The organism is Paenibacillus sp. W4I10 (assembly GCF_030816325.1).
GTDB lineage: Bacteria > Bacillota > Bacilli > Paenibacillales > Paenibacillaceae > Paenibacillus > Paenibacillus amylolyticus_B.
In genome coordinates this window covers 2,656,815-2,672,613 of sequence record NZ_JAUSXX010000001.1, presented here as the reverse complement: position 1 = coordinate 2,672,613, position 15,799 = coordinate 2,656,815, and the positions used below count along the sequence as shown (strand labels likewise).

The 15,799-nt window shown below is 47.3% G+C and carries 16 protein-coding genes; 14 read left to right on the top strand and 2 right to left on the bottom strand.

What is annotated here, in order from left to right; genetic code table 11:
* Nucleotides 1–56: 56 nt before the first annotated feature.
* The 6 genes from QF049_RS11810 to QF049_RS11785 all read left to right on the top strand — a co-directional run bounded on the left by QF049_RS11810 (nt 57) and on the right by QF049_RS11785 (nt 5,934).
* Entirely contained in the window at nt 57–860 is an 804-nt protein-coding gene (locus tag QF049_RS11810) for an NUDIX hydrolase (protein WP_062833857.1), read from the top strand.
* Between the two features lie 67 nt (nt 861–927).
* Nucleotides 928–1,485, top strand: a complete 558-nt coding sequence (locus tag QF049_RS11805; protein WP_307537622.1) for a cysteine hydrolase family protein — start codon at nt 928–930, stop codon at nt 1,483–1,485.
* Nucleotides 1,486–1,680: 195 nt separating this feature from the next.
* On the top strand, nt 1,681–3,135 hold the full coding sequence (locus tag QF049_RS11800; RefSeq protein ID WP_091017227.1) for a nicotinate phosphoribosyltransferase: 1,455 nt from the start codon (nt 1,681–1,683) through the stop codon (nt 3,133–3,135).
* Nucleotides 3,136–3,521: 386 nt separating this feature from the next.
* Nucleotides 3,522–4,175 carry a hypothetical protein gene (locus QF049_RS11795; RefSeq protein ID WP_307537620.1) on the top strand — a complete coding sequence of 218 codons (654 nt, stop codon included), beginning with the start codon at nt 3,522–3,524 and terminating at the stop codon, nt 4,173–4,175.
* A gap of 110 nt (nt 4,176–4,285) precedes the next feature.
* The gene (locus QF049_RS11790) at nt 4,286–5,305 is read left to right on the top strand and encodes an oxidoreductase (protein WP_307537618.1); all 1,020 of its coding nucleotides are present in this window, start codon (nt 4,286–4,288) and stop codon (nt 5,303–5,305) included.
* A 74-nt stretch (nt 5,306–5,379) separates the two neighbouring features.
* Entirely contained in the window at nt 5,380–5,934 is a 555-nt protein-coding gene (locus QF049_RS11785) for a hypothetical protein (RefSeq protein WP_307537617.1), read from the top strand.
* A gap of 67 nt (nt 5,935–6,001) precedes the next feature.
* Here QF049_RS11785 and QF049_RS11780 read toward each other — a convergent pair whose 3' ends face one another.
* Complete coding sequence (locus QF049_RS11780) at nt 6,002–6,520, bottom strand: MogA/MoaB family molybdenum cofactor biosynthesis protein (RefSeq protein ID WP_307537615.1); 519 nt, start codon at nt 6,518–6,520, stop codon at nt 6,002–6,004.
* 171 nt (nt 6,521–6,691) lie between these two features.
* Here QF049_RS11780 and QF049_RS11775 point away from each other — a divergent pair, with 171 nt between their 5' ends.
* The 8 genes from QF049_RS11775 (at nt 6,692) to QF049_RS11740 (ending at nt 13,521) form a co-directional block, all read left to right on the top strand.
* Nucleotides 6,692–7,810, top strand: a complete 1,119-nt coding sequence (locus tag QF049_RS11775; RefSeq protein WP_307537613.1) for a CobW family GTP-binding protein — start codon at nt 6,692–6,694, stop codon at nt 7,808–7,810.
* A 73-nt stretch (nt 7,811–7,883) separates the two neighbouring features.
* The gene (locus QF049_RS11770) at nt 7,884–8,219 is read left to right on the top strand and encodes a four-helix bundle copper-binding protein (RefSeq protein ID WP_307537610.1); all 336 of its coding nucleotides are present in this window, start codon (nt 7,884–7,886) and stop codon (nt 8,217–8,219) included.
* A gap of 122 nt (nt 8,220–8,341) precedes the next feature.
* Nucleotides 8,342–8,476, top strand: a complete 135-nt coding sequence (locus QF049_RS11765; protein WP_256704105.1) for a hypothetical protein — start codon at nt 8,342–8,344, stop codon at nt 8,474–8,476.
* A gap of 277 nt (nt 8,477–8,753) precedes the next feature.
* Entirely contained in the window at nt 8,754–10,484 is a 1,731-nt protein-coding gene (gene argS, locus QF049_RS11760; protein WP_307537608.1) for an arginine--tRNA ligase, read from the top strand.
* A 6-nt stretch (nt 10,485–10,490) separates the two neighbouring features.
* Nucleotides 10,491–11,546, top strand: coding sequence for an ATP-binding cassette domain-containing protein (locus QF049_RS11755; RefSeq protein WP_307537606.1), 1,056 nt, complete (start codon nt 10,491–10,493; stop codon nt 11,544–11,546).
* Nucleotides 11,543–12,253, top strand: a complete 711-nt coding sequence (locus QF049_RS11750) for a hypothetical protein (RefSeq protein WP_307537604.1) — start codon at nt 11,543–11,545, stop codon at nt 12,251–12,253. Before QF049_RS11755 ends, QF049_RS11750 begins: the two co-directional genes overlap by 4 nt.
* A 99-nt stretch (nt 12,254–12,352) precedes the next feature.
* Nucleotides 12,353–12,898 carry a hypothetical protein gene (locus QF049_RS11745; protein WP_053061520.1) on the top strand — a complete coding sequence of 182 codons (546 nt, stop codon included), beginning with the start codon at nt 12,353–12,355 and terminating at the stop codon, nt 12,896–12,898.
* Nucleotides 12,895–13,521 (top strand): YdcF family protein, encoded by a 627-nt coding sequence (locus QF049_RS11740; protein WP_307537601.1) that lies wholly within the window; start codon nt 12,895–12,897, stop codon nt 13,519–13,521. The genes QF049_RS11745 and QF049_RS11740 overlap by 4 nt, the downstream gene beginning before the upstream one ends.
* A 183-nt stretch (nt 13,522–13,704) precedes the next feature.
* Here QF049_RS11740 and QF049_RS11735 read toward each other — a convergent pair whose 3' ends face one another.
* Nucleotides 13,705–15,795, bottom strand: a complete 2,091-nt coding sequence (locus tag QF049_RS11735) for an ABC transporter ATP-binding protein (RefSeq protein ID WP_307537599.1) — start codon at nt 15,793–15,795, stop codon at nt 13,705–13,707.
* Between the last annotated feature and the right edge of the window lie 4 nt (nt 15,796–15,799).

The following is a 15,799-nucleotide window of genomic DNA, read 5'->3' as shown; positions in this document are numbered from 1 at the left end:
AAAGATATTATTATGTCATAATGAAATTATCAAAATGAAAATAGTCGGTGGTGCCCATGAGCGAAAACTACGAACACTTTAATGCAGAGAGCGACGAACAAGCAGCACGTGCTTATAGTTCCAAAAAATATCGTACCCCCGATGGTGTTCCTGCGGATATCGTTATGTTCACCTTGACCAAGCGGGAGCGCAAGACGGTGACGAAGACACTTCCCATTCGGGAACTGAAAGTGATGCTAATCAAGCGCAAAGGCTGGCCTTTTGCAGGCAGATGGGCATTACCCGGTGGATTTTGTCAGGAGAATGAATCCATCTACGGTGCAGCTAAGCGTGAGCTGATGGAAGAGACAGGTGTAGATGGTGGACATCTGGAGTACTTAAATGTATACAGTCAGCCGGGTCGTGATCCAAGGGGCTGGATTATCTCTCACGCATTTTTCGCACTTGTGGAAGAATGGATGTTGGATCAACGCCAAGCAGCAGATGATGCTGAGGACGTTGGATTGTTCACCATTCAGGAGGCGCTGCAAGAACTGGAACTCGCCTTTGATCACAGAACAATCATCGAAGATGCTTATCGACGCATTCAACAGCAGATGCTGGAAACGACGATTGCTCGTCAGTTCCTGCCACGTGATTTTACATTAAGTGAATTATATCAGGTTATTCAAAGTGTTGTACCGGATTTTGAAGAACCAAACTTCATTCGCAAGATTACGTCTACCCGCAGCCGTAAAGGCATTGTGGAAGAAGTACGGGATGAAGAGGGGAACCTGGTGAGTTCCAACCAGTACTCGCAGCGTCCGGCGCAGCTATATCGTTTTACAGAACTCGTACCACGCCTTTCCATCTATACGTAATAAGGTGTAGATGTGTCAATTGGATTGAATCAGAATCAACCATTTCTGGGATAAGGGAGTGTTGACGATGAAAGCACTGATTGTCATTGATTTTACGAAGGATTTTGTGACAGGTTCTCTGCCTGTAGGTCAGCCGGCAATAGAGATCGACGAGACGATTGCAGCTGTAACCGAGGCCTATTGTAAGAACAAACATGAGGTAATCATGGCTGTGGATCTGCACGAAGAAAATGATCCGTATCACCCGGAGACTGTACTTTTCCCACCTCATAACATTAGAAATACGGAGGGAAGACAGTTATATGGTCGTCTTGCCCAAGTGATGGATGAACGGAAAACAGATATACAGTGGATGGATAAGACGAGATATAGTGCATTTTGTGGGACCGATCTGGAACTCAGACTGCGTGCACGTGGCATTACGGATATTGCACTAATAGGGGTATGCACGGATATTTGCATATTGCATACCGCAGTGGACGCTTACAATAAAGGTTTTCATATTACAATATATGAAGATGCTGTTGCCAGCTTCAATCCGGCAGGGCATGAGTGGGCACTTGGACATTTTCGTTCCAGCCTTGGTGCTTCGGTGGTTAAGGCGAGCGAGACAGTCTTGGCTTAATTTACTCCATAGTCATGTTTGGTTGACTTCATGTTAGGAACCGGATGAATGTGGTGAATGGTGTATAGAGTTTTACGGGAGACTTGTTTGTTTAATACGGATGAACAGAATCATGAAGAATAAGTCTCCATATGTTAACCCGTGTCCACAGATGAAATCTGGGGGCACGAGCGGAAGTCAGAGAGGATGAGACAAATGCAGACAACTAGCCTGGCTTTACATACGGATAAATATCAGATCAATATGATGTACGCCCATTGGGTGAATGGTACTCACAAGCGGAAGGCGGTATTTGAAGCCTATTTCCGTAAGCTTCCTTTTGGCAACGGATATGCGGTATTTGCCGGATTGGAACGTATTGTGAACTATATTAGCCAGCTTCGGTTCACGATGGACGACATCAAATTTTTATCCAAACAAGAGGAAAATTACGATCCGGTCTTTCTGGAAGAATTGCTCCAGTTTTCATTTCAGGGGACGATTCATTCCATGAAGGAGGGTGCAATTGTTTTCCCTGACGAACCGCTCATTCGGGTAGAAGGCTCCATTATGGAGACACAATTGGTGGAGACGGCGATACTTAACTTCATGAATTATCAGACGTTGATTGCAACCAAGGCTTCGCGGATCAAACAGGTAGCGCAGCAGGATACGTTGCTCGAATTCGGCACACGGCGTGCACAGGAAGCGGATGCTGCCATCTGGGGCGCACGTGCCTCTTATGTAGCAGGTTTCCATGCAACGTCTAATATGCTGGCCGGAGAGCGCTTTGGGATCCCAACAGCAGGTACACATGCCCATTCCTGGGTACAGAGTTTTATGAGCGAACAGGAGGCGTTTGACGTGTATGCCAAAGTGTTGCCTGATCAGGTTACGCTGCTGGTTGATACCTTTGACACGTTGAACAGTGGAGTACCTCACGCTATCAAGACAGCCAAGAAGTTGGAGAGCCAAGGCAAAAAGATGAATGCCATTCGTCTCGACAGTGGTGACCTAGCGTACTTGTCGATTCAGGCACGTCAGATGTTGGATGAGGCTGGGCTGGATTATGTGAAAATTGTAGCATCCAATGATTTGGATGAAAATACGATTTTCAACCTGAAGGCTCAAGGAGCACGGATAGATACATGGGGTGTTGGTACACAGTTGATTACGGCTTCTGACCAGCCATCTTTGGGTGGAGTGTACAAATTGGTGGAGCGTGAAGTGGACGGTGCCATGCTGCCTACCATCAAAATATCTGCCAACCCTGAAAAGGTGTCCACTCCAGGTAAAAAGGAAGTGTTCCGGATCATTGATCCGAAACATGGCAAAGCGATTGCAGATTATATCTGCTATCCAGATGAAGAGCAGCCGCTACAGGGCGGACCGCTCAAGCTGTTCAACCCGCTACACCCTTACCTGAAAAAGACCGTTACCCGCTACGAAGCGGTTAATATGCTGGAGCCAATCTTTGTGAATGGACGTAAAGTGTATGAACTGCCTAATCTGGATGAGATTCGGGCGTACCACCGGGAACAGATGAACCTCTTCTGGCCGGAATACCAACGGAAACTCAACCCGGAGATCTACCGTGTGAACATCAGCCCTGCGGCATGGAATATGAAGCAGAAGCTCATTGCGGAACATGTGAAATCCACAGAGGAATAATTCACACATACAATATGCAGAGAGGCATAACCAGTGAGGAATACTGGTTATGCCTTTTTGAAGATCTTAGGATTATACGTTTTCAGCGGAGCTGAACGATTCGATGATCGCAAGAAAAACCTCAGCTAAATGCGGTCTGTCTTCTATGGAAGTACGTCGATAGACTTTTTCTTATATGATCCCGATGGGTTGGACCAGTGATGTAAGAAATCTCATGGACAGACTGCCAAGGTAACAGGCTATACTGGAAATGGTCATGCCCAATTCAAGAGGTTGTAGGGGGAAAACAGTAATTATTTCTCGGGAAAGCGCAGGAGACGCCAAATTCTGCAACTATTGATTCAATCCCACAGCTGTAGGGGATGAAAGTAAGAGGAGGTGCAGACATGAGATGGATACTAGGACTGGTCTGGATCGCTTTTATTGCCTATGCATTGTTGTTGGCACCGGGACAGTCACCTGGAAGTGATCCGGTATTCAAAGAACTGATCACAATGCAAAGCAAAGAACCTTGGTTACTTACTGTGTTTTCGTGGTTAGGTATTTTCCCGGCAGTTTATGCCTGTATGCTGTTAAGAATATCGGTGAAAGAACGAGGTGGCCGTGTACCGGCTTGGCCTTTTGTCATACTTTCTTTCGGACTGGGTGCTTTTGCCCTGCTTCCCTATTATGCATTGTCGTCGTCCGCAAATAGAGCTTCGGGTTACGCAAGCTTGCACTTTGGTCGTCAGCGGGAGTCGGGAATTGGACGGGTAGCAGCCCATAAGTTGACGCATGTAGTCCTTCTGCTGTTGACGCTGGGGACAGCATTCTATGCCGTGACGCAAGGTCATCCGGATGTATATATGGAAGCATTCAAGCAATCTGCCTTTGTACATATCATGACGATTGATTTTGTACTGTTGACCTTACTTTCCATGATTGCGATATACAGGGATACTGAAGTGAGTCGACGTTCAGCAGCTTGGACCGCGGCAGGTATCATCCCTATTGTGGGTCCACTAATCTATCTGTTGACGCTCAGGAGAGACAGAGCTTGATCATCAACATCTGAAGAATCCAGAAGTAAAAGGTAGCCGTTAAGCCTGAATACGAACAATTCATGTGCTTAATGGAAAATATACAAGATCCAAAGAAGGAGTGGCAATCGATGAAAAACCATTTTAACGCATATGTGGTCCGTAAAGAAGAACAGGGCGGAGTGAAAGCTGCTATAGAGCAACTGAAGAAGGAAGATCTGCCAAATGGAGATGTAACGGTACAGGTGCAATATTCCAGTGTCAATTATAAAGACGGACTCGCGACTCTTGAAAAGGGTGGTGTCGTTCGTGAGTACCCGATGGTACCGGGAATAGATCTGGCCGGAACGGTAGAGGAGTCGGTCAGTGGACGTTTTGCACCAGGAGATCGGGTGATCAGTACAGGATTTGAACCTGGCGTATCCCATTACGGAGGGTACAGCGAGTATGCTCGTCTGCGCAGTGAATGGCTGGTGCCTCTGCCACCGGGTCTCAGTGAGAAAGAAGCCATGGCAATTGGAACCGCAGGATTTACGGCTGCACTTTCGGTAGATGCGCTGTTACAGGCTGGAGTGACACCGGAGATGGGCAAGGTTCTGGTTACGGGTGCAACGGGTGGCGTTGGCAGTATGGCAGTTGCCATTCTGGCGAAACTTGGTTTTGAAGTAACAGCCAGCACAGGCAAGAAGGAGCTGGAGGAGTCATTGCTCCGAAACTTGGGCGCCTCAGAGGTTATTACTCGTGAAGAAGCTGATGCTCCAGCTAAAGGAGCCATGGGGAAACAGCTATGGGCGGGTGTTGTTGATCCAACAGGAGGACCGGCTCTCGCGGAGCGATTGAAACAGATTCAATATGGAGGTGCAGTAGCGGTATCCGGGTTGACCGGAGGTACAGCTTTTGAATCTACGGTACTTCCGTTTATTCTGCGTGGTATCCAGCTTATTGGTATAGACTCTGTATATTGTCCGATGGAACGTCGGGAACGGCTGTGGGAACTGCTCGGTGGAGAATGGAAACCGGAGCGTGCGCTGGAACTGGGAATCCGCGAAATTTCTCTAGATCAGTTGCCGCATACGCTTGAGACGATACTCCAAGGTGGTGCGGTAGGTCGGACTGTGGTCAATACAATATCAGATCTGCCATCCGCATAAGATTCTAAGTCCTTAGACATGCTAATTCTACCTGATTGGGTCACAGTACATGTGGCTGGAAAGGAAGGATTGGCATGTGGTTTGGTAGAAAAGGGCGAAGTCTGGTTGGAAGAACAATGAAGTCGGTACTTGTAAGTGGCGTGTTGATCACAAGTATCTGGTCCCTGGTGGCTTGTTCGGCATCATCCATTGAGCAGGAGCGGAAGGTCTACACCCGTGAAGCGACAGATGAAGGAAATATGCGGGCACAGAGTCAGGGACACGGATTAAACGGTGAATTGGTGAGTGAGATCAGTAAGAGTTTTGAAGCAAAAGGCATTCAGCTGATGAATAATATGTCTGCCGATGACGGCCATGGTGGGATCTCTTATATGTATTTGTTGAATGGAAGTGGCAGACACATCGTGAAAGTCCATATTTTCAGTGATGCGACAACCCGGGCGGCCAGCATGAAACAAATGTATAGTGAGAATCGTGATGAGGCTGTCTTGGAGAATGCGCTTGGCCGGACAACGATTCGCAGCAAAGGGTACGTCTCACTCGTATATACAGCTTCTGGTGGGGAAAAGGACAAGTATGAACAGGATGTTATGCAGGTGTTCCAACATGTGCTGGGGCAACTAAGGTAAGTTGAGCGAGATCCCCTTCGTACTTTACCGTACAGCTGAAAATAAACCCGAAAACCCGTCTGATCTTTCAGACGGGTTTATATATTTCACGCATCACATGCCGCAGCTCGGGCAAAATGAGTTTTTCCATGGCCAATTTGACAGCTCCTTTGGAGCCCGGCATGGAGAAGACGGCTGTGCGTCCAATCGTTCCGGCGACGGCTCTGCTCAGGATGGCAGCGGAACCGATATCCTCGGTGTAACTGAGAAAACGGAAGATCTCACCAAAGCCCGGGAGTTCCTTGTCGAGTAGTGAGGACACCGCTTCGTAGGTTGTATCTCGGGGTGCAATCCCTGTTCCACCGCTAAGCAACACGGCTTCGACATCATCACGAACAGCTGCATCCTGCAGGATGCTTCGAATGTTCTCCGGTTCATCTGGTGTAATGATGTATTCAACGATCTGATACCCTGCTTCATTCAGAAGCTGATGCATGAGCTGGCCACTGGTGTCCGTGTCTTTGGTACGCGTGTCTGACACTGTAACAATCATGCACGATACCGTGGTCGGAGCTTCCTGGCGATGTTGTTCCACTGAATTAGTCATGAAACTTCCTCCTTCAATCAACATGTCCTCATAGCATAGACCATCCGTTAGCATCAGGCAATGTACTGGGGAAGAATTGAACATGATTGCATAACGAATGCGGGATGGTGTACACTCGCTAGATATAGATAGACTAGGTTACAAGAAGGACAATCAGAGAGGTGTATACGCATGAATGAAACGATTTTAAAAGAACAATCCATACCTGTATATATACTGTCAGGTTTTTTGGGGAGTGGCAAAACAACACTGCTTGTTCAGTTGATCGAACATTGGCAACAGCAGGGTTTGCGTCCCGCAGTGGTCATGAATGAGTTAGGCGAAGTCAATCTGGATGGTCAGATTGTGGATTCCACCGTTCCAATGACAGAGATGTTAGGTGGCTGCATCTGTTGTACCGTACGTGGTGACTTGGGATTGCAGCTTGCTGATCTCGTTCAAGAGGAATCACCGGATGTGATCATCATTGAAGCAACCGGTGCGGCAAATCCAATGGAGATTCTGGATGCGGTAACGGAGACTTCACTATACATGCGATTGGAACTGAAAAGTCTCATTACTGTTGTGGATGCAGCACATCTATCTGGTCTGTATCAGGAGCAGAAGGGGCAGACGTTCAAACTAATGCAGGAGCAGATTCGTTGTGCGTCTGTGCTTCTCTTGAATAAAACGGATCGGGTGAGTGCACAGGAACTGCAAGATCTGGAACAGCTTTTGGCAAAATGGAATGGCTTCGCACCTGTAATCCCTACGGTCAAATGTGAGGTGGAGATGGATCTGTTGCTTCGCAGTGGGGCAGACGTGCATGTACGTGATTCAGCTTCTGAAGCGGATAAGTCAGCTCACCAAGAGCATCATGTGCATACGGAAACCTGTGGTACACATGGCTGCAATCATGGACATGAACATACTGATCATACAGTCCAAGGCGATGATACGAATACTGACGCATCCCATAGCCCTGTCCATGCCCACAGTCACGAGCATTCCGCTCCTCATGCATCACACGAACACGTTATGGTATATACACATTATTTCAGTCATCCGGTGAACAGCGAAGCGTTTGAACAGTTTGTATCTGCTTTGCCACGAGACGTGTATCGAGCAAAAGGCATTTTATCGTTTAGTGACACGGCGAGCCGTTTCTGGTTCCAGTATGCTTACCGTGAATCGGACTACATGAAGATCACACCTCAGGGAGATGTCCCTAATGTTGCTGTGTTTATAGGTGAACATTTTGACCAAACTGTCATTCGTGATCAATTACTGGAATTGGAAGCGATAAAGTAGGTTAGATGATTCAATATTCCTCCGAAATGGGTATTAAGATGCATAGCAAACTTTGCCTGGGAGGTAACTTTAAATGACACAACAACAATATCAACAATGTATCGATGCTTGCCTGGAGTGCATGAATGCTTGCAACGTATGTTACATATCGAGTCTGAAAGAATATGATCTGGCGATGCTGCGTGATTGCATTCGTTTGAATCGGGAATGTGCGGAGATCTGCAGTTTTGCTGCACAAGCGATGACACGTGGAAGTGATTTCATTGCTGAAATATGCGAATTGTGTGTGAAAGCTTGTGAAGCTTGCGCCGCAGAGTGTGGCAAACACCACCATGATCACTGCCAAGCATGTGCAGAGACTTGCCGCAGATGTGCAGAAGCTTGCCGGTTGATGGCAGCAGTAGCGTAAATATTATTTCACTGGAATATATAATTAAAACCGATAATGACCGTTGTCCCCTAAGGAAAGGCAGTGAACACAGGCATCTGAGACGATGTGCTTTTGTGTTGCCTTTCAGTAGGGGATTTTTAATGCAGGTTGCCAAGTCTGATCGTGGTATGTATAATGATGGCAATGAATTGAAACGAAGAATATCAATGATCGGGAGAGTAGCCAGATCCATACATGACAGCGAGCCGGGAGAGGTGGAAGCCGGTATGACATGACCTGAGTGAACCGCACCCGTGAGATGGTTATCCGAAAAGATGTACGTATCCCGATTGGGGATAGGCCATATCTGTCTGAGGGTAACCCGGCTTGCGACCGTTATACGCATCGAGCGGAACAGGTTCTACTGGTATGCATGTTGATGCATATTAGGAGTAGTTGTTCACCTAGAGTGGTACCGCGGGAACTGTTAAGTCAGCTCTCGTCTCTTATGTAGAGACGAGAGCTTTTTTGTGTTTATTTTCAGCCGATTATGAATTATAAGGAGTGTTCGACATGTTGATGAAGCAGGCTGCGGCCGATATTGCCCCTTTAACGGGATTGAATGAAGAAGAGGTTCTGAGATTACTGGAAGTCCCACCACAGGCGGAGATGGGTGATGCAGCATTCCCTTGTTTTGCATTAGCGAAGTCATTAAAGAAAGCACCGGCAGTCATTGCGACTGAGCTCGCAACGGGATTGCAGACAGCAGGACTTGAAGCGACTCCCGCCGGGCCGTATGTAAATATCCGTTTCAACCGGGAGAAGCTCGCGCCGAATCTGCTAAAAGAACTAGAGAATGCCACATTTGGTAAGCTTCAGCTTGGTCAAGGTTCGCGTGTAGTGATTGATATGTCTTCCCCTAACATCGCAAAACCCTTCGGGATCGGACATTTGCGTTCTACTGTAATCGGTGCAGCACTGTATCGGTTGTATAACGAAGCAGGTTATACCTCCGTAAGTGTGAATCATCTGGGAGACTGGGGAACCCAGTTTGGCAAGCAGATTGCAGCATACAAACGGTGGGGCAATGATGAAGCGCTGCAGGCAGACCCGATCCGTACTTCTCTGGAGCTGTACGTGCGCTTCCACGATGAGGCGGAGAACGATCCTTCACTGGAGATTGAGGCACGCGAGTGGTTCCGCAAGCTGGAGCAAGGAGATGATGAAGCACAGCGGTTATGGGCGTTCTTTGTGGAAGTGAGCATGAAGGAATTCAACCGGATGTATGAACGCCTGAATGTACAGTTCGACCATACGCTGGGGGAGAGCTTTTACAATGACAAGATGGGCGCGGTGGTTGAAGAACTCAAGACAAAAGGTTTACTTGAAGAGAGTGATGGAGCACTCGTGGTACGTTTGGAGGACGAGAACATGCCTCCGTGCCTGATTATCAAAAAAGATGGCACAACGATCTATCCTACACGGGATTTGGCTACGGCGGTTTATCGTCATGAGGTGATGAAGGCAGATCGGTTGTTATACGTGGTCGGAGGCGAGCAGAAGTTACATTTCCGTCAGGTATTTGCGGTCCTATCCCGGATGGGTCATGAATGGTCTGCGAAGTGTGAACATATCCCGTTTGGCTTAATGCGTTTTGAGGGACGGAAAATGTCTACCCGCCGCGGTAAAGTTGTCTTTTTGCAGGAAGTGTTGGATGAGGCAGTTGCTCGTGCCTTGCAGATTATTCAGGAGAAAAACCCGAATCTGGAGAACCCTCAGAAGGTGGCTGAGGCAGTCGGTGTAGGTGCCATTGTCTTCGGTGATCTGCGGAATAATCGGTTAAATGATGTGGACTTCTCATTGGAAGATGCGGTGAGTTTTGAAGGGGAGACCGGACCTTATGTGCAATACACCCATGCCCGGATTCAAAGTGTGCTTGCCAAGGCAGAAGAGGCGACCCGTATGGAAAATGAAAACCCTTTGACTAAACCCAACCTTGCGGATGGTGAGAATAACACAGTAACCACTCCATCCCTTATCGGAGATACCTCATGGGCATTGCTGAAACTGCTTGGTGAATATCCCGAGTATTTGGAAAAAGCAATTCATCGGAATGAGCCTTCGGTTATTGCCAAATACACAATAGATGTCGCTCAAGCATTCAACCGTTTCTATCACGCCGAACGGATTGCGGATGCGTCATCTGATGAAAGATCCTTCAGGGTGGCATTGGCCAAACGGACTGCCGAACGCCTCGCGTACAGTTTACATTTGCTAGGTGTGCAAGCTCCAGAGCGGATGTGATCCCAGGTGATATGGAGTACACGTGGACTTTTTAAGAAAGCCGATCAAGATGTACCAGACTCATTAGGTCGAGGTATGTTGCTTCAACAAGTGAGCAAGCGATTAGGTAATGCTCAAGTACTTGATGAAATTAATCTGGAAGTGAAGCAGGGAGAATGTGCTGTACTTGTTGGCAGAAACGGGTCGGGCAAAAGCACGTTGCTACGTATGTTGGCAGGTATTTTGTTACCCGATACAGGATCGATCCAGCGCACAATGAAGGGTTCTGATGGGTATGCAGTAGATGGCCTGCCACGTTTACCCTTTACCTCAGGAGAGTACTTGTTGGACATGGGACGGATTCGGGGCATTCGCCCCGAAATACTGCGTGAGCGGATTAGAGAACTTAGTGAACTTTTATATCTGGATACCGCGATCGATCAGAAGTTACCCTTATTATCCAAGGGCACATTGCAAAAAGTAAATTTGATTCAGGCCCTGTTACCTGGACCGGGTGGTCTTTTGTTGCTGGATGAACCGTTGTCAGGCTTGGATATTCCAGCTCAAGAGGGCATTGTATCCTTATTGGGGCAATGGAAGGATGAAGGGACATCCATCGTTACAGCTTGCCATGAACCGTTGCTTATTGAACGTTTGGCAGACCAGGTGATTGTGTTGAAGAAAGGCCGCGTGCTCCGCTACTGGAGTCGTGAAGATATACTACAAGCTGGCGAACTCGTTGTACGTATTCAAAGTCTGACGAAAGCTGGAGAGGATCTGGCTAACGATCTATCTATTGTACAACAACCGGGAGTACTGTCTTTAGTTCGTAATACAAGCTTGGAGAAATCCAATTCTTGGTTGTGGGATTGGAAAGTGGTTCAGAAATCAACAGATGATGTTCTCAGAATGATTCTGGCATCTGGGGGTTCGGTTGTGTCTGTACAACAGGAAGAAAGTCAATTACATATGGAAAGTCTGCTGGAAGGACAACATCCAGCTGTACATGCGAGTCGTGGAGGTATCACGGAATCTGTGGACTTAAGCTCTTCCATGGATGATGCGGGGGGAGAAGTCGAATGATCTATCTAACCCGATATTTGTTAAGGCACCACATTCGCTCACAGAAATATTTTGCACCGGTTATCTTTTATATCATCGCCATGCTGCTGATCTATTCCTACAAACCCAACCCTATTGCGGACAGTTACAGTGTCACGGCTATGTTGTTATTTCTGGCAGCTGCTTGGCTCGGAGTAATGGTGATGAATACCGAACCTGCAAAGCAGTATCAATTACTTGTCCTTCATGCAGGAAGCAGGCGTAAGGTGGTAACAAGTCAACTCATCTGTGCCTGGATAATGCAATTCATGCTCACCGCAATCACTGTGCTGTATCCCGTGTTCGCGGGAATGTTCGAAAGACAACCCACAGGTGAGGAGTGGATGATGACTTGGTTAGGACATCTGGGGTTATCACTGCTGGGGTTGGGCATCAGTGTATTTTTTCAAAAATCGTACATTCCCTTGCTTAGTCGAAGTATGCCTGCTCTCATTATTGTATTATTATTTTCGTTTATCCAAGGTTCCTTAAGTGAACGTTTGCCTGAATCGTTAGAATGGCTTGGCCGCATTCTTCCGCCAGCCTTTTATCTGGTTCGTGAGATGATGTTATTTGATGAATCAAAGATGGACTCTTTTGTTTCGGTTACGCTATGGACTGTGTTCTATGCATCGGTGTTACTAATCATCCATGTGTGGCTGTCCGAAAGAAGAGATCTGCGGAGTTAGAAGACGCGCTTCCCGATAACTTGAATGTTGCTCTTGGTTTGGTTAGGATAGAGGGACATGGAATGGTTAACATTGTAGGGTTGAAGGGGGCGCTCGCATATGCAAAATACAGATATCCAGAATGGTGACATGCTGGACAGCGAACACTCCAGGGAATTGTTTGCCTATTACGGATTGGCAGTGTACTACGGGCAGGCGCTTGAACAGCAGCTGGTCAATCTGATTTTATTAATGAAAATGTCTCAGGGCAAAGCCGTGTCTGAAGAGGATTTGGAAGATCTGTACGAACGAAAGATGAGCAGTTCACTGGGGCAGCTCATTCACGAAGTGCGCCATCATTTTACATTCTCTGAGGAAGAGACTCGCCAATTGAATGAGTTATGGCAGCAACGTAACCGTATCGTACATCATTATTTCAAAGAACGAATTCACGAGACATTCAGTCCGGAAGGACGATCACGCATGATTAAGGAATTGGAGGATTTCAAAGACCGTGCACAGGAGTTGGAGATCCGTCTTCAGCAATATACGGGTGCATGGATTGCAGAGCTTGGTCTGGATGCCGAATCCGCAGCAGCTCTGCAAACGCTGGAGCGTATGCATACCGAGAGTATGCAAGCAAGGGCTTTGGAAGAGGACGAATGACAAGCAAACGGATAACGAAACGCTGGATATTAATGACGGTTCTGGCTGTAGTATTAGTTGGAATCCTGTGGACTGTGGTTACGGCAGTACGTATCTCAGAATACACGGATGAGGATTCATCCAGGATATCGGATGCAGCGATCATTCTGGGCGCAGCCGTGGCGGGGGATAACCCTTCACCTGTATTTCGTGAACGTATTGAACACGGGATTGAATTATACCGTCAGGGTACAGTTCGTAATCTGCTTTTCACAGGCGGATCAAGTGGTGATGGAGAACATACGGAAGCTGAAGTGGGTCAAAAGTATGCCATCGCACATGGAGTAGATCCTGCGGACATTCGCATAGAGACCAAATCCAGAATTACCGAGGAGAATCTAGTCAATTCAATTCCAATTGGTGAACAGGCCGGTTATCAAACCTATACGATTGTGAGTGATCCGTTACATATGAAACGGGCCATGAAGCTGGCTGCCGGACTGGGTATGGATGCCGTACCATCTCCGACACGAACTACGGCGTATCGAACCTGGCGCAGCAAGTTTCCTTTTCTCGCAAGAGAGACCGTGATGTACATGGGATATACGATCAAAGGATGGATAGACAATCCGCAGCAGCCATGAGGTTGCACGCGGATTGTTTTTTGTCTGGACGAAATAAACAGTAACCGAACATGCCTCCAGATGAAAATACAAAAAAACGATCTACACCGCAAACCCTGAGGTAGCTGTGTAGATCGGTTTTTGTGTTGCCGTCGAGTACATCATTTTTGGTTGGTTACTTAAAGAGCTTTCTGTTTTACTCTGTTATGCATTGCCTCTGGCAAAGGAGGTTGAGGTTGGAACGGAATCACCTGACGAATTCTCGACAGTTGCGACCGCTGCTGCTTGCGCACCTTGTTGAAGCTGATACATTTTATAATAGCGGCCTTTAAGCTCCATCAGTTCATCATGTGCACCTTGCTCAACGATACGCCCACGATGCAGAACCAGAATTTGATCTGCCGAACGAATGGTGGACAGACGGTGAGCTATGATGAAGGTCGTACGTCCTTTTTTGAGGACCTCGAGTGCGTTCTGAATTAGTGCTTCCGTTTCCGTATCAATATTGGCAGTCGCTTCATCCAGAATGAGGATGGCTGGATCAAACGCCAGTGCACGAGCAAAGGAGATCAACTGACGCTGTCCAGCAGACAATGTACTTCCTTTTTCGATGACAGGTTCGTCAAAGCCTTGAGGCAAATGAGCCAGTATACGTTCAGCGCCTACATCACGCAGCGCCTGTTCAATTCGTTCACGGGAGATCTTCTCATCGCCAAGACTGACGTTGGAAGCAATGGTGCCTGTGAACAGATACGGGTCCTGTAATACAATCCCCATATGCTCGCGAATCCACTGTTTAGGCAGATCTTTGACGTTCTGACCGTCAATCGTGATCTTGCCTTTTTGCGGATCATAGAACCGGAATAGCAGGTTGATGATTGAGCTTTTACCCGAACCGGTGTGGCCAACCAGAGCCACCGTCTGACCTTGGGATGCTTTGAACGAGATATTGTTAAGCACGTAATCTTTTTTATAGGCAAAGGATACATCATCGAAGACAACATTCCCTTTGTATCTTGGCATGGAGCCATCGGTTACAGCTTCTCCCTGTTCATCCATCAGCTCAAAGACGCGACCAGCAGATACGAGGGAGGAGTCCAGGTTGGCGAGTTGATTCACCATACCGGTGATTGGCTGGAACAAGCGACCCAGAACATCAACAAAGGCATACAGAACACCCAGAGAGATAATACTTGTGCCATCCAGCACACTGGAACCGAAGTACCACAGGACCACCGCAAAGGCGATATTCCGTAATACGTTAACCAGGTTGTGTGAGGTGAAGGCATTCAGGTTCAGCATTTTGTTCTGGTGTTTCATATAGTCATCATTCAGATCTTCGAATTCCTGTTTGGTTTGTTTCTGATGGCGGAATACGCGGATAATGGACATCCCCTGAATGGACTCGTTAATGATTGCATTGATCTCACTCAGTCGGGATCGAATGATCGTGTTGTAACGAGTGGCGAATTTGCGATAGAGCACAATCCATGTAATGAGCATCGGCACAACGAATAATGAGATTAGACCCAGGCGAACATCAAGCAGGAAGAGTGCGACATACACACCTGTAATCGTGATGATTCCTGAGAAAAAGTTCGAAAGAACAGCAACGAACAGATCCTTGACGGCTTCTGTATCGTTTGTGACCCGAGATACAACTTTACCTGCGGGCAGATTATCAAAAAAGTGCACCGGCAGTCGCTGAATATGGGCATACACATCGTTACGCAGTCTTTGAATGACCTTGTTGGCCGAGGATTGCAGCCAGAAAGTTTTACCAAACTCCATAATGACCGAGATCACGAGGAAGATCATGTAATACACAATTAATTGATAGATGCTGGGCATCTCCGGTTTGTAAAAAGCAAACAGTTCACCAGCGGACAGGGGGGTTGCCGCATATTGGCCTGTTACCTCACCTGCGCGTGTAACCGTGAGGGTTCCATCCGTATATGTGCGGTCCCCGTCAGGTGCATTGACCGGTTCGTTTACAAAATAAAAACTTCTGCCGGCTTGTAATACCCGCACTTCGGAACCTTTGTTTTCATCCGGTTCGAACAAACCTTCGCGTTTGTAGTTCTTACCGTTGTAGACTGCGGCTTCATCTGAAGCTGTTGTCTCATAGAAAGGCTGCTCAATCGCGAGCAAGTGATTGTCGATCATGGATTTGGCGATGAACGGCCCGGCAAGCTCGGCCGCAACACCAATAGTAAGCATAATTAATGCAGCAATAAATGTTCCTTTGGCTTTCAAGGCGTAATCAAGCAGCCTTTTGCCTGTATTAGACTTCAATGAA

Coding starts and splice junctions, on each gene's coding strand:
- QF049_RS11770 (WP_307537610.1), top strand. CDS start 7,884: ATGACACAACAACAATATCAACAATGTATCGATGCTTGCCTGGAGTGC.
- QF049_RS11745 (WP_053061520.1), top strand. CDS start 12,353: ATGCAAAATACAGATATCCAGAATGGTGACATGCTGGACAGCGAACAC.
- QF049_RS11740 (WP_307537601.1), top strand. CDS start 12,895: ATGACAAGCAAACGGATAACGAAACGCTGGATATTAATGACGGTTCTG.
- QF049_RS11795 (WP_307537620.1), top strand. CDS start 3,522: ATGAGATGGATACTAGGACTGGTCTGGATCGCTTTTATTGCCTATGCA.
- QF049_RS11800 (WP_091017227.1), top strand. CDS start 1,681: ATGCAGACAACTAGCCTGGCTTTACATACGGATAAATATCAGATCAAT.
- QF049_RS11765 (WP_256704105.1), top strand. CDS start 8,342: ATGCAGGTTGCCAAGTCTGATCGTGGTATGTATAATGATGGCAATGAA.
- argS (WP_307537608.1), top strand. CDS start 8,754: ATGTTGATGAAGCAGGCTGCGGCCGATATTGCCCCTTTAACGGGATTG.
- QF049_RS11780 (WP_307537615.1), bottom strand. CDS start 6,520: ATGACTAATTCAGTGGAACAACATCGCCAGGAAGCTCCGACCACGGTA.
- QF049_RS11810 (WP_062833857.1), top strand. CDS start 57: ATGAGCGAAAACTACGAACACTTTAATGCAGAGAGCGACGAACAAGCA.
- QF049_RS11790 (WP_307537618.1), top strand. CDS start 4,286: ATGAAAAACCATTTTAACGCATATGTGGTCCGTAAAGAAGAACAGGGC.
- QF049_RS11805 (WP_307537622.1), top strand. CDS start 928: ATGAAAGCACTGATTGTCATTGATTTTACGAAGGATTTTGTGACAGGT.
- QF049_RS11785 (WP_307537617.1), top strand. CDS start 5,380: ATGTGGTTTGGTAGAAAAGGGCGAAGTCTGGTTGGAAGAACAATGAAG.
- QF049_RS11775 (WP_307537613.1), top strand. CDS start 6,692: ATGAATGAAACGATTTTAAAAGAACAATCCATACCTGTATATATACTG.
- QF049_RS11750 (WP_307537604.1), top strand. CDS start 11,543: ATGATCTATCTAACCCGATATTTGTTAAGGCACCACATTCGCTCACAG.